The sequence below is a fragment of the Paenibacillus sp. FSL E2-0178 genome, assembly GCF_038593005.1.
GTDB classification, from domain to species: domain Bacteria; phylum Bacillota; class Bacilli; order Paenibacillales; family Paenibacillaceae; genus Paenibacillus_AQ; species Paenibacillus_AQ phytohabitans.
In genome coordinates this window covers 6,669,687-6,682,822 of the sequence record NZ_CP151953.1, presented here as the reverse complement: position 1 = coordinate 6,682,822, position 13,136 = coordinate 6,669,687, and the positions used below count along the sequence as shown (strand labels likewise).

The 13,136-nt window shown below is 49.3% G+C and carries 12 protein-coding genes; 2 read left to right on the top strand and 10 right to left on the bottom strand.

Going from position 1 to position 13,136, the window contains the following annotated elements:
* Positions 1 to 77: 77 nt before the first annotated feature.
* The 8 genes from MHI42_RS28975 to MHI42_RS28940 form a co-directional block, all read right to left on the bottom strand.
* Positions 78 to 998: an ATP-binding cassette domain-containing protein gene (locus tag MHI42_RS28975; protein ID WP_039304228.1), complete on the bottom strand. Its 921-nt coding sequence runs from the start codon at positions 996 to 998 to the stop codon at positions 78 to 80.
* A complete protein-coding gene (locus MHI42_RS28970; RefSeq protein WP_042141541.1) occupies positions 995 to 1,990 on the bottom strand; it encodes an ABC transporter ATP-binding protein in 996 nt (331 codons plus the stop codon). Before MHI42_RS28970 ends, MHI42_RS28975 begins: the two co-directional genes overlap by 4 nt.
* 14 nt (positions 1,991 to 2,004) lie before the next feature.
* Positions 2,005 to 2,952 (bottom strand): ABC transporter permease, encoded by a 948-nt coding sequence (locus MHI42_RS28965; RefSeq protein ID WP_042139397.1) that lies wholly within the window; start codon positions 2,950 to 2,952, stop codon positions 2,005 to 2,007.
* A 3-nt stretch (positions 2,953 to 2,955) separates the two neighbouring features.
* A complete protein-coding gene (locus MHI42_RS28960; RefSeq protein ID WP_039304450.1) occupies positions 2,956 to 3,888 on the bottom strand; it encodes an ABC transporter permease in 933 nt (310 codons plus the stop codon).
* 228 nt (positions 3,889 to 4,116) lie between these two features.
* The gene (locus tag MHI42_RS28955) at positions 4,117 to 5,841 is read right to left on the bottom strand and encodes a peptide ABC transporter substrate-binding protein (protein ID WP_342421397.1); all 1,725 of its coding nucleotides are present in this window, start codon (positions 5,839 to 5,841) and stop codon (positions 4,117 to 4,119) included.
* A 150-nt stretch (positions 5,842 to 5,991) separates the two neighbouring features.
* Positions 5,992 to 6,351, bottom strand: a complete 360-nt coding sequence (locus MHI42_RS28950) for a DUF3397 domain-containing protein (protein WP_342424821.1) — start codon at positions 6,349 to 6,351, stop codon at positions 5,992 to 5,994.
* A 33-nt stretch (positions 6,352 to 6,384) separates the two neighbouring features.
* A complete protein-coding gene (locus tag MHI42_RS28945; protein WP_342421396.1) occupies positions 6,385 to 7,365 on the bottom strand; it encodes a 2-dehydropantoate 2-reductase in 981 nt (326 codons plus the stop codon).
* Between the two features lie 132 nt (positions 7,366 to 7,497).
* Positions 7,498 to 8,145, bottom strand: coding sequence for an RsfA family transcriptional regulator (locus MHI42_RS28940; protein WP_039304213.1), 648 nt, complete (start codon positions 8,143 to 8,145; stop codon positions 7,498 to 7,500).
* Positions 8,146 to 8,492: 347 nt separating this feature from the next.
* Here MHI42_RS28940 and MHI42_RS28935 point away from each other — a divergent pair, with 347 nt between their 5' ends.
* Positions 8,493 to 8,729, top strand: a complete 237-nt coding sequence (locus MHI42_RS28935; RefSeq protein ID WP_039304209.1) for a DUF2626 domain-containing protein — start codon at positions 8,493 to 8,495, stop codon at positions 8,727 to 8,729.
* A gap of 206 nt (positions 8,730 to 8,935) precedes the next feature.
* On the top strand, positions 8,936 to 10,066 hold the full coding sequence (locus MHI42_RS28930; protein WP_342421395.1) for a hypothetical protein: 1,131 nt from the start codon (positions 8,936 to 8,938) through the stop codon (positions 10,064 to 10,066).
* On the opposite strand, the gene MHI42_RS28925 is transcribed toward MHI42_RS28930, so the two are convergent.
* Positions 10,058 to 11,290 carry an extracellular solute-binding protein gene (locus MHI42_RS28925; protein WP_342421394.1) on the bottom strand — a complete coding sequence of 411 codons (1,233 nt, stop codon included), beginning with the start codon at positions 11,288 to 11,290 and terminating at the stop codon, positions 10,058 to 10,060. The genes MHI42_RS28930 and MHI42_RS28925 overlap by 9 nt on opposite strands.
* A 484-nt stretch (positions 11,291 to 11,774) precedes the next feature.
* Positions 11,775 to 13,106: a PhoH family protein gene (locus MHI42_RS28920; protein ID WP_039304201.1), complete on the bottom strand. Its 1,332-nt coding sequence runs from the start codon at positions 13,104 to 13,106 to the stop codon at positions 11,775 to 11,777.
* Between the last annotated feature and the right edge of the window lie 30 nt (positions 13,107 to 13,136).

Genomic DNA, 13,136 nt, shown 5'->3' with positions numbered 1-13,136 from the left:
TGCAGCTTTACAAGCTTATATTGAAAGAATAGGCGAGAGCTGAACGCTCCCGCCTACGGTAATGCTGCTGTTAAATTTTAAGCGAACTGTTTAGCAACAAAGTGTCCCTTGGACACCTCTACCAATTCAAATTCGCTGTCATTTGTTTTTTCGCCGGCAGCATAGATCGGACTGCCCAGCTCATCATGCAGATGAATGCGTTTTTTGTTCGCTTCGATTTCCGGATCCGGAACCGGAATCGCCGAGAGCAGCGACTTGGTGTACGGGTGGATCGGGTTAGCGTACAATTCTTCGCTTTCTGCGAGTTCAACCATTTTACCCAGGTACATAACAGCTACACGGTCACTGATATGCTTAACCATGGACAGGTCATGCGCAATGAAGAGATAAGTAAGTCCAAGACGATCCTGAAGTTCTTTGAGCAGATTGACTACCTGTGCCTGAATGGACACGTCCAGCGCGGAGATCGGCTCATCGCAGACGATGAACTTAGGGTTAACCGCAAGGGAACGGGCAATACCGATACGCTGGCGTTGGCCGCCTGAGAATTCATGCGGATAGCGGGTTGCATGATCATGATTAAGTCCAACCATGTCAAGCAGCTCTTCAATCCGTTTCTTGCGTTCCTGACGGCTTCCTGCAAGATTGTGAATGTCCAGTGCTTCACCAATGATATCCGAAACCGTTAACCGCGGATTAAGCGAGGCATACGGATCCTGGAAGATCATTTGCATATCACGGCGCATAGCCTTCATTTTGCTGCCGGACAATTTGTAGATATCTACACCATTGTATTTCACGCTTCCTGCAGTCGGCTCGTACAAGCGGAGAACCGTACGGCCTGCAGTAGTCTTACCGCAACCGGACTCCCCTACCATACCCAGGGTTTCGCCTTCGCGAATCGAGAAATTAATATTATCAACAGCCTTAAGAACTCTTCCTTTGCCTACATTGAAATACTTCTTAAGACCTTCTACTTCAATCAGATTCTTACTCAAACGAACTGCACCTCCTTGGCCATCGAATGCAGATTCCAGCAGCGCGCCATATGCGTTTCGCTGAACTCTGTGGCGCCGGGATCGATCTGTTCGCAGACATGCATTGCTTCGCTGCAACGCGCTGTGAACGGGCAACCGACCGGCGGCTTAATTAGATCCGGGGGAGTACCGATGATCGGAATCAGCGGCTCACCCTTCTTTTGGTCAAGACGCGGCATCGACCGCAAAAGACCTTTGGTGTAAGGATGCTGGGGATTCTTGAAAATCTCCCAGCGTGTCCCTGTTTCGACCACTTCACCAGCATACATTACGATGACCCGGTCACACATGCCGGCAACCACGCCGAGATCATGTGTAATCAGGATGATGGAGGTCCCTAGTCTTTGCTGCATCTCTTTCATAACTTCCATGATTTGCGCCTGAATGGTTACGTCAAGCGCCGTTGTCGGCTCATCCGCAATCAGGAGAGCCGGGCGGCAGGCCAGAGCAATGGCAATCATTACGCGTTGGCGCATCCCGCCGGAGAATTCGTGGGGATATTGGTTAAAGCGAGCCTCCGCATTTTTAATGCCTACTAATTGCAGCATTTCAATACCTTGCTGTTTCGCTTCGGCCGCTGACATATTCTGATGTTTGATCAAAACTTCGGTTATCTGTTTGCCCACTTTGATAGTTGGGTTCAAAGAAGTCATCGGGTCTTGAAATATCATGCCAATATCTTTGCCGCGAATCGATTCCATTTGTTTCATGCTAAGGTCCAGCAGATTCTTTCCTTGAAAAACAATCTCGCCTTGCTTCACTTTGGAGAGCGGGGCAGGCAGCAGCCGCATAATTGACTGTGCAGTGACACTTTTGCCGCTGCCGGATTCACCGACAATGGCTACGGTCTCGCCTTTGCCTACTTCAAAGTTCATACCGCGTACAGCCTGAACTTCTCCGCCTTTTACAAAAAAGGAAACTTGCAAATCCTTGACTTGCAGAATGGGTTCCATCATTGTTCACCTCCTTATTTCTTCAGCTTAGGATCCAGTGCATCACGGAGACCGTCACCAAAAATATTAAAGGAAAGCATGGTCAAGCTGATCAGGATAGCCGGGAACAGGAAACGCCACGGATAATAAAGCCAGCCAGTCAGTGAATCATTGATCATCGATCCGAGGGAAGCTACAGGAGCCTGTACACCAAGTCCGAGGAAACTCAGGAACGCTTCAGCAAAGATGGCATTTGGTACAGACAGTGTAATGGTTACGATAATCGGACCTACCGCATTAGGCAAAAGGTGTTTGAACAACAGTCTTTTGGACCCTGCACCCATCGAACGCGAAGCCAGAACGAACTCACGGTTCTTCAACTGCATAATCTCGCCGCGGACAATCCAGGACATGGTAATCCAGCCCGTTATCGTCAGCGCCAGGATGATCGTCCCAAGGCTTGGTTCAAGCACAACCAGGAGCAGGATAACAACCAACAGGTAAGGAATGGAGTAAAGAATTTCAGATACTTTGTTCATGATATTGTCTACACGTCCACCGAAGTAACCCATGATTCCGCCGTAGATAACCCCGATCAAAAGGTCAATGGCAGCGGCAGCCAGGCCGACAATCAGTGAGATACGTGCACCGTACCAGGTACGGACAAAGATATCGCGTCCCAGATCATCTGTACCAAACCAGTGCTCGGATGAAGGAGGCTTATTGGTACTGAGCAAATCATTTGAGTAGTAATTGTACTTTGAGAACAACGGAGCGATAAGCGCCGCAAGGATAATCAGTCCAAGAATACCCAGTGCTGTCATTGCCATTTTGTTCTGGCGCAGACGTTCCCAGGAATCCCGCCAGGCAGACAAACTTTCGCGCTGAATGACTTCAGCTTGCCGCTCATCAATTCCGATTTTACGGAAATCTTCCGGTTTCAGGTTCGCATCCTGCGATACCAATTTTTTGTCAGAAGCCAATCTTTAGCCCTCCTTTCCACCACTTAGTTTGATACGCGGATCTACAAACACATAAGCAATATCCGTGATAAAGCGTGCTAGCATGAGCAATACGCCGTAGAAGATCGTAATCCCCATAATAACGGTATAGTCACGCACACCAATCGCTTCGACGAATTGCTTACCGATACCGCCGACACCGAAGATCTGCTCGATAACTACAGAACCTGTTACGATGTTAGCCGTCATAGGTCCCATATAAGTTACAACCGGCAGAATTCCGTTCCGCAGTACGTGACGGCTTAGGATTGCTGCCCAGCTTAGGCCTTTGGCCTTAGCCGTCTTGATGTAATCTGCATGCAGCACTTCCAGCATACTTGAGCGCGTTAGCCTCGCTATAAAGGCTATCGGCTGTGCCGAGAGTGCGGTTACAGGTAAGACATAATACAGCGGCCCCTTAAATCCGGAAACCGGGAACATGTGGAACTTGTAGGCGAACACATACTGAAGCAGCGAGGCGACTACAAAGCTCGGAACTGCAATCCCCAGCACCGCCAGCACCATAGCCGCACTGTCAATAAACTTGCGATGATAGAGTGCCGCCATCATGCCGAGAAAGACTCCGACAATAACCGACACAATAATTGCGATAACCCCCAGCTTTAGAGACGCCGAGAACGTCTGTCCGATCAAGTGAGTTACATCCTGATTCAGACGCTTCATGGATACACCCAGATCACCCTGGACAATTTCACCCAAATACTTGAAATACTGATGATAGAGCGGCTTGTCCAGTCCATATTGCTCGTATAAACGCGCTTTTATTTCCGGCGGAACTTTCTTTTCAGAAGTAAACGGGTCCCCCGGAATGGCTTTCATCAGAAAAAAGGTCGCTGAAATTAGCACAAACAGCGAGACAAGCATATAGAAGAACTTATTGGCAACATAACGAACCATCCCCATCAACACCTCCTTCGACAATTTTTTTGAGACACATAATTAGATTTTATGAAAAAAATGGCCATTTGTCTAATTTCTTATTTTGTAAGTTCGTGAAATCTTTAACAAAAAGCCTGAAATGCAAAAAAAAGGGATATATATGGAATTCCACATATATATCCCGAAGTATATTGCTACCTTCAGACAACCACTATTCAGTTATGTTAACCGAAGGTTCTACAATTCTTAGTGCTCAAGCAGGTAAGCACGAGTGAAGTCAATTGCACCGCTGAAGTCAAGAGTTACACCTTTGAGGTACTCTTTAGTCAGGGAGTTGTTTGTGTAGTAGTAGAACGGAATCAGGATCATATCATCTTCAATGATCATTTTTTCAGCTTTAGCAAACATTTCTTGACGTGCTGCCAAGTCGGAGCTTGCTTTAGCGTCAGCGATCAGCTTGTCATATTCAGGGTTAGCGTAACCAGTATCGTTGTTACCGCCGCCTGTTACCCACATATCCAGGAAGGTCATTGGATCATTGTAATCCGCAGTCCAGCCAGCACGTGCGATCTGGTAGTTCAGGTTTTGACGGTTGTCGATAAATACTGCCCATTCCTGGTTAACAGTGTTTACAGTGATACCCAGAGCTTGTTTCCACATGTCAGCTACAGCCAAAGCGATTTTCTTGTGGCCTTCACTTGTGTTGTAAGACAGTTCAACCGGTGGCAGTTCAGTCAGACCTTCTTCAGCCAGACCTTCAGCCAGCAACTTCTTAGCTGCTTCGGTATCTTCAGTGAAGTAGCTGTCTTTAACTGCAGTACGGAATTCACCGTCAGCGCCAGCGATACCCGGAGGTACATAGCCGTATGCCGGAATTTGTCCGCCAAGTGTTACATTGTCGATCAGCGATTGACGGTTAACAGTCATTGCCAGGGCTTTACGGATTTTAACGTTGTCGAAAGGTTTTTCAGTGATGTTGAATTCATAGTAGTAGGTACTTGCGATACCTTTTCTCTGGAATTCGTTAGGAAGCTCTTTTTGTACGATAGGAATCTGTTCTTGCGGGATTTCGCCGTGTGGTGCACCAGCGCGGTCAAGTTCACCGTTCTTGTAGCTCAGCAGTTCAGTTGCACCGCTGTTAACCAGGGAGAAGTCGATTTTAGCAAGCTTGATGTTAGCAGCATCCCAATATTTATCGTTCTTGCTTACTTGCAGGGATTGGCCGGTAGTCCACTCAGTCAATGTGAACGCACCGTTAGTGATCATAGTATCTTTGTTTGTTGCCCATTTAGTATTACCCTCAACGGATTTGTGTACAGGGTAATAAGTATAGAAGGACAGAAGGCCAAGGAAGTATGGAGTTGGTGCTTTCAGCGTAACTTCAAGAGTTTTCGCATCAACAGCTTTTACGCCCACTTCGTTGAAATCTGTAACTTTCTTTCCATAATATTCTTCAGCATTCTTCAGGTAGTACAATTGGTAAGCATAAGGTGCAGTTGGATCTGTGTTAGGATCCAGCACGATTTTCCAAGCGCGAACGAAGTCAGCAGCTTCTACAGGGTCGCCGTTGCTCCATTGTGCATCACGCAGTTTGAATGTATATACCAGACCGTCAGGGGAAATTTCCCAAGATTCGGCAATTCCCGGCTCAGCTTGGCCAGTTTCGTCATTCATGCGGGTCAAACCTTCATACATAGTTTTCAGGACGGTATTAGCTTGGCTGTCCTGAGCTTGAGCAGGGTCAAAAGTAGGTGGTTCTGCAGTCAGGTTGACTCTAAGTGTCTGGTCAGCAGCCAGTTTCTCGTCACCAGTTGTTCCTGTGTTCGTGCTACCTTCATTACCAGCTGCATTTGTTGCTGCAGCATTGGTGCCGCTGTTAGCATTGTTGTTGTTTCCGCCGCAGCCAGCAAGCACTGTGCCGATAACCAAAACTAATGCGAACATGAGCAATAGACTTTTACTCTTCTTCATCTAGCAGTTCCCCCTAAATAGAATGTGGTATATGGTTTATGATTATACAACCAGTGGTCAAAAAAATCTAGAGCAATATTTTCTGAAAACGACTTTTTTTTAATTCTTTAAAATTTTGTGACGTTGACGCTTCACCGGAGCAGCGGAACATTACATCGCTTGTGATATGTATCGTATAAGGCCTACAATCATAAATAATACGTAACTGGCACCCATAAAAAAGAAAGAAAGTCGCCAAACTGCCCGTAGTAACCGTTTTCCGTCTACCGATCCTTTGAGCCGGTTTTGCGCGCCTCCAATCAGTCCAGCGGATATTAATACAATAAGTAGTATAAGAAAGAACCCGAAATTCGAATGAAAGATCGTATTAAATAATCCTGAAACTGACAGCAGTAAAAATAAAGTAGTCACGTCCATCGCCAGCAAAAAAGTTTTCCTCTTCTCTTGCTTAAGACCGATGCCCGTGAAATATACAATTAAAAAAGGAACAATCGGAATAACGCTTAACACGCCGAACGAATTCCGCAAAAATTCCAAACAGCCTCACCTCTCCCTCACAGTCATGCCCTCTACCAGTCCGCAGATCCAGCGGTGCAGCGGGACTTGCGCCCCGTGCTGCAGCCCCATATTCACAATGCTTCCGTTAATCCAGCGGATTTCCGTTTCCCTTGAGGCAAGCACATCGGCCAGCATGGATGAAATATTGCCCGATGTAGCCCGGCATACTTCAAGAATGGCCTCCCAGACATGCTTCTCATAGGTAATCCCGCAGGCATCATAGGTCTGTACAGCCTCTGTGAACAGTTCCTTCATGATCTGTACACGCTCAGGCGAAGCCAACAGCCCGCCGTTTGGGACCCGCCATATTGCGGTTAGAGGATTAATTACAGCATTGATCAAAAGCTTCCGGTAAATGATGGTATCCACTTCTTTCGACAGAGAGGCGTTGAATCCTGCTGCTGCAAGGGCCTCAGCAAAACTTATTACGCTGCCACGGTCCCAATCCTGCGCGTTTAATTCATTGTGATGCAGAGAGTGACTGCTTTTCCCTATACAGATTTCCCCTTTTCCTGCATGAATAACCTCTGTTAATGTTTTCCTCTTGGCAGCCTCAGTGGTTACCGCCACCCAGAGGGAGGATTCCGGCAGCAGCTCCTGCAGCAGCTCTATATGTCCGCAGCCGTTCTGGAAACATATCATTGTAAGATTCCGGTCTTGAAGCGGCCGCAGAATCTCCGGAAGCTCATGATGCAGCACCGTTTGTTTGACGGTTAGCAATGTCACCTCTCCCGGATCCGCCAGCTGCCGCTGCGTATACTTACTCACCGGTTCGGCCGAGAAGCGGTCACCCTTAACGGATATCGCCTCCCCGCCGTCCTCATAGCTGACTGTTAGACCGCTGCTTGCTAATTCTCTGCACTGCTGCTCACTCCGGCACCACAGTCTGACCTCACTCCCCGCACTGATGAGCTTGCCGGCAAGCAGGAGTCCGAGCGCCCCCGCCCCTATAATATCAATTTTCATGCAAACACATCCTCCTGCCGCCCGGTAATTTTCCTAATTATATCCTGCACCTCTGCTCAAAGCAAAACACAAAAAATCCTGCAATGCCGGTGCCGTGAGGCACTGGGATGCAGGATCTGCGGGATTCATGTTCTATTCGATCCGTTCCAGGTTTCCATTCGCGTCCATTTTGAAGCGGGTTTTTTCCTCTTCTTCTTCATTTAGAAATGCGAGTCTGCGGGCCCGGTCCATAATCTGGATCAGCGCTTTGTAATCATCATTGACTACACGGTAATCGCTCTGGGCTAGATTGACTTCCTTGGATAAGCGTTCATTCTCTGCTCTCAGCTCCGTCAGTTCATCTTCCTTCTCTCGCAAATCCCGCTCCAGCATCTTCAGCTGCCGCCCAGCCTCCTGGAACGTGCCTTTCCATTGTCTCAGAAACCGGATTACCGCATCAATCGATAAGCTGTTCTCGCTTAACCCTTCGCTTCGTCCGTAGTCCTCCTCAATGTCTCCAAGAATCAGTCCCGCTACCTGCGCACCTCTGGAAGCCGGCTGTTTCTTCAAATAACTTCGTTTCTGACGCTGGCCTTTAGCAATTCCAATAGCATCCTCGTAACTTTTGCGTACGCAGCTGTTCCAGCGGAAACCGCAGGCAGCCGAGGTTCTGCCGATTTTTTCACCCACCTCTTCAAAAGCAGCAAGCTGTGTGCTGCCCTCACGGATATGACGCAGCGTTATCTCTGCCAATATCAGATCATCTTCCGCACTCCAAGCATCCTGTCTAACGGCTGTCATAAAGCCTAACCCTCCTAACAACATCATGAAATAACCATCTTCAGAACCGGCAGCTCTTGCCGGGTAGTGAATAGGGATAAAAGCTGCTTACTCCATTTCTATGCCTCTATTAGAGTTCATAGAATCTATTTGATACTAAATTGTATTGCCATTTTGGCTGAACCTCATACTTACAATGCTATAAATTCTCGAATTCGAAGAGAAAAGATTGTGTCAATTATAAAAATCATAAAAATTATGATTTCCTGCCTTTTTTTTCAATGAATTCGTTTACAGTGTTTTGCAGAGCCGTTATAATGAATGGTAAGCAGCAGTATCCGGATTCATACTGGAAGGGGGACTCTCTCTTGGACCGCATGTTTCGCGTATTGGGATTTTTCACACTCGTTATCGGACTTATGGCTTTCGCCGGTGATCTTACGGAAATGGCCCTGCTATTCTTTTTACAAACCGCTTTTTTTGTGATCCTCGGCTACATGAAATTCACGGAAAAGACCTACATTCTGCTCTTCTGGGGTTATATGATCCTGACCTTTACAGGCTTCAGTTATTGGACAGTCTTTCAGATGGGTCTGCCGCTGTAACGCATATACCGCACTGAAACGGATAGTGTTCCTTTATCTCAAGGAGCAACTCCGTTTTTTTTGTATGGGAATTTATATGTTTTCGCTGTAATTTTGTTTGTCCGAATGTAGTTCCAGGATGCCGAAACAGGGTATGATATTTTAACAGGCAGAAACATATTATTAGTACATACCTATTACTCAACTCTGTTCAAGGTGGTGATGTGGTGTTATTCCGCAGTTCCTTACGTCGGTTATTTGCAGCTTTACTCCTTCTCACCTGCACACTTCTGCCGCTGGCTTCACCGGTATATCTGTCCGCCGACCCGGGTTCCGGCCTCAGTGCTTCAGCACCTGCCGTTCCGGATAATGAAGAAACCCGCAAGCTGCTCGAACAGACTCTGTCCTCAGCGGAGATTGAACGGGAGATTGTCCGGATTACGGCAGAACAACAAGCACTTGAAAGTGAAGTCGCCACGCTGACCCGGCAGTCTGCCGCCAAACAAACGGCCATTGCAGATCAGCAGGAACGCGCAGGCGCAGTTGTGCGGGCTTATTATATGGGGGAACGCGACGGATTGCTTGCAGCCTTACTGTCCGCCAAAAGCATCAGCAGAGTACTCGCTCTTTATGATTATTATGAGATTATTATGGGGCAGGACCGGGACACGCTGTCACAGTATGAAACACAATACAAGGATTTGAAAAAAACAATTGCGGCCGCACAGCGCAGCTCTGAAGAGCTCGCCGGACTCAAAACAGCGCTCCAGGAGCAGCAGAAGCGTGTGCTTGCTTTGAATGAAGAAATTGAGGGCGGGATTCAGGCCAGTACAGATCCTGAGCGCATGGGGGTACTGCTGGAGGAATTCAGTAAATATTGGGAGAATATCGGAATACATGAGGTTAAGACTTATTTCAAGGCGTTATCCTCGGCGATGAAGCATCTGCCGCAATTCGTTCAGAACCGGGACGGTGTGCTGGTCCGTAAGGGGATGACTTATAATCTTGCGCTGAAGGAAGAGGATTTGAACGAATTCCTGGTCACGCAGAATACGCTGTTCAAGGATTTCGCTTTTCATTTCAAGGATAACGAGATCACAGCCACGGGGAAAAGCGGCGGACTGTCACTGACATTGACCGGTCATTACACCATTCAGGAGGAACCGGTCAACGGATTAATGTTCCATGTGGACCATGTGGTCTTCAATGGACTGGAGCTGCCGGATACCACCCGTCAGGCGCTGGAGGAAGAGTTCGATCTGGGCTTCTATCCGTCAAAAATCGTCTCATTCCTGCATGCCACAGAAGTATCCAGCTCGGACGGCGTGCTCCATGTCAAGCTGTCCCTCTCATTCTGAGGCTGCGGCCGCTGCTTGATATCCTGCAGCATCCAGCTTGCCGGTCAGGAGCAGCATTGCCGCTTCAGCCTTGCGGCTCCACTCGCCCTCAGAGTCTGACTCGGGGGCATTATCATCGGTGAGGAATAATCCGGAGTCGAACGGAAGCCGGGAGATTTCAGGCAATCCAGAGCGGTACAGCTCATCCAGTGCAGGCAGATGGTCTGTATTCTCCAGCCATTCCAGCTGAGCCGAGCTCGAGGTCACATAAGCAAGCCACTTAACCGCCGCTTCAGGGCTGCCGGATTGTGCAGGGAGCGCAAAAAAGCGGCTATGGATTGCCTCGTAGATGTTGTGGCCCGTCTGTTCCAGCGGTGCTTGGACCGCCAGCGTGGAGTTTCCATATTTTCTCCATTCGGAGAGCGGCACTACGGCCACCGCAAGCTTGCCATCCTGCAGCATATCCCAGATATCCTGATTAAACCGGCTGGTCAGATAAAAATATCCGCGGGCAGCTTCCGTCCAAGCTGCTTGCGCATCACTCATAGACAGCAGTCCGCCTCCCATGCTCTGCAGTACAGCAGCATAACCATAAGGGTTCCGCGTATCCATTGCCAGCAAATAATGTTCCTTCGTCTCGTCCCCGTTCAGCCGGCCCAGCAGTCCGTTCCATCCTTCCAGACTTGACGGTGCCCCGGACAGCCCCCATTCCGCAAGCCGCTGCGGAGAATATACCAATACATAGGGATCAATATCGAGCGGAACGCCCCAGTCGTATCCGTTCCACTGCATTTGCGGGATCAGCATGGTAAGAGGGGTGCTCCCGGGAACACTCTGGTATATATCTACAGGCAACAAATAACCCCGGGAAGCCAGATCAAAAATACTGTGGCCGTCCAGCATTACAATATCCGGACTATCCCCAACCGTCAGTTCCTCCCGCACCTGAGAGGCTCCGTCTTCTTCAGTGTTCACATTGGTCAATTGTACGCTGACCCCGCTCGACAGGCTGTAATTATTGCTGATCCGCTGCAGTACGCTAAATTCCAAACTGCTGAGCGATACGCGGATGGTCAAGCTCTGCTCGTCCCCAAGTTCACCTGAAGGGGGGTGCTCTGATTGGTCGAGCGGCTGTCTGGGCGGATAACTTCCCTCGTCCGTGTCCAGCTCCATGCTGGGCGACAGGCTTGTCAGCGACAGCAGCAGAACAGCAAACAGCAGCCAATAGTTTTTGCGTCTCAGCACGTGCTTCTCTCTCCTCCCGCGATCCTCGTCTTCCTCATTTTAGCAGACATATACGTGCTTGTCTGCGTTTGTGAAAACGTTCTCTTTCTATTATATAGGTGTGAACGGCGTGAGGGGGTTAGTCTGATGAACCGGTCGCCGGTTGAGCGGTATTCGCACCTGCGGTGAATATTTGGACTTCCGGCCACTGTTGTCTCCAGATTTCTTCGATTAGACCGCTGCGCGCGGTTGAAATCCGGAGACAAAGGCGGACGCTCCCGCTCCTCCAGTTCCAAAATTCCCCTCCGGCACTCCCGCCTTATCGGCTCCAGCTATCTTAGAGCATCCCCTCCACCGTTCCGGGGCGGGGCAGACAAAAGCCGGGAGTGGTCATCTCCCGGCCGTGATTGTGCTTATCAACCGGCGGGCTGCCGATTGAGGAGCGGGTGCTGCCAGTTAAGCTTGCGGGCTGAAGCCTATTATGCCAGGTGCGAAGAGCGTAAGGCTACAGCAAATCCGCAGCCAGCTGAGCAAGATGCGAACGCTCACCCTTTTCAAGGGTAATATGGCCGCTGATGCCCTGCTGCTTAAATTTCTCAACGATATAGCTGAGCCCGTTGCTCGCGGCATCCAGATAAGGATGGTCGATTTGCTCCGGATCTCCCATCAGAATCACCTTGCTGCCTTCACCGGCGCGGGAGACAATCGTCTTCACTTCATGCCGGGACAGGTTCTGCGCCTCGTCGATGATGATGAACTGCGACGGAATGGAACGTCCGCGGATATAGGTGAGCGCCTCAACCTGGATGCTGCCCAGGCCCATCAATATTTTATCGATATCTCCGGCTTTTTTGGTATCGAACAGGAATTCGAGGTTATCATAGATCGGCTGCATCCATGGACGGAGCTTCTCGTCCTTCTCCCCCGGTAAATACCCGATATCCTTACCCATCGGGACCACTGGACGGGCGATCAGCAGCTTCTTGTATTTATGTTCGTCCTCCACCTTGAACAGTCCGGCGGCAAGCGCCAGCAGCGTCTTCCCTGTACCCGCTTTACCGGTAATGGTCACCAGCGGAATATCATCATTCAGCAGCAGCTCAAGCGCCATCCGCTGCTGGGCATTCCGGGCGCTGATGCCCCACACCGCATCATTGCCGAGGTACAGCGGTTCGAGTCGGCTGGCATCGCTGTTCACCTTGAGCAGGGCTGATTTGCCGCTGCCAATCTCATCCTTCAGAATGACAAATTCATGAGGGTAGAGCGGGTAGGACAACGACAGCTGTTTGATGGACAAGAAACGGTGACTATAATATTCATCGATCAGCGAAGGATGCACCATCAGCGACTGGCAGCCGGAGTACAGCTCATTCAAATCTCCGGTGCGGTCGGATAAATAATCCTCCGGTGTTATGCCAAGCACATCCGCTTTGATGCGGACGAGTACATCTTTACTTACGAGTACCACAGGACTGGGATCAGCCTTTTCATTCTCCTCATGGAGATAATTGAGGGCAACAGCCAATATGCGGTTATCGTTCGAGACCTCCCCGAACATTTCCTGTACCTTTACGAAGCTGCGGTGGTTAAGCTCTACCTTCAGCGTGCCTCCATGTTCCAGTACCACACCGCTGTGCAGGTGGCCCAGTTCCCGGAGTCCGTCTAACAAGCGTGACACGGTGCGGGCGTTGCGGCCGATTTCATCGGCATTACGCTTCTTGGAGTCGATTTCTTCCAGGACTACAGCGGGAATGACAACTTCATTCGCCTTGAAAGCAAAAATCGAATTGGGGTCGTGCAGTAGCACGTTAGTGTCTAGTACGAATATCTTTTTCATGTTATCCCCTCCACAGCGCCTGGTTTGATT

What these genes read in the sequence shown, in the direction of transcription:
- MHI42_RS28970 (WP_042141541.1), bottom strand. Translation starts at nt 1,990, where the DNA reads ATGGAACCCATTCTGCAAGTCAAGGATTTGCAAGTTTCCTTTTTTGTA.
- MHI42_RS28960 (WP_039304450.1), bottom strand. Translation starts at nt 3,888, where the DNA reads ATGGTTCGTTATGTTGCCAATAAGTTCTTCTATATGCTTGTCTCGCTG.
- MHI42_RS28955 (WP_342421397.1), bottom strand. Translation starts at nt 5,841, where the DNA reads ATGAAGAAGAGTAAAAGTCTATTGCTCATGTTCGCATTAGTTTTGGTT.
- MHI42_RS28945 (WP_342421396.1), bottom strand. Translation starts at nt 7,365, where the DNA reads ATGAAAATTGATATTATAGGGGCGGGGGCGCTCGGACTCCTGCTTGCC.
- MHI42_RS28940 (WP_039304213.1), bottom strand. Translation starts at nt 8,145, where the DNA reads ATGACAGCCGTTAGACAGGATGCTTGGAGTGCGGAAGATGATCTGATA.
- MHI42_RS28920 (WP_039304201.1), bottom strand. Translation starts at nt 13,106, where the DNA reads ATGAAAAAGATATTCGTACTAGACACTAACGTGCTACTGCACGACCCC.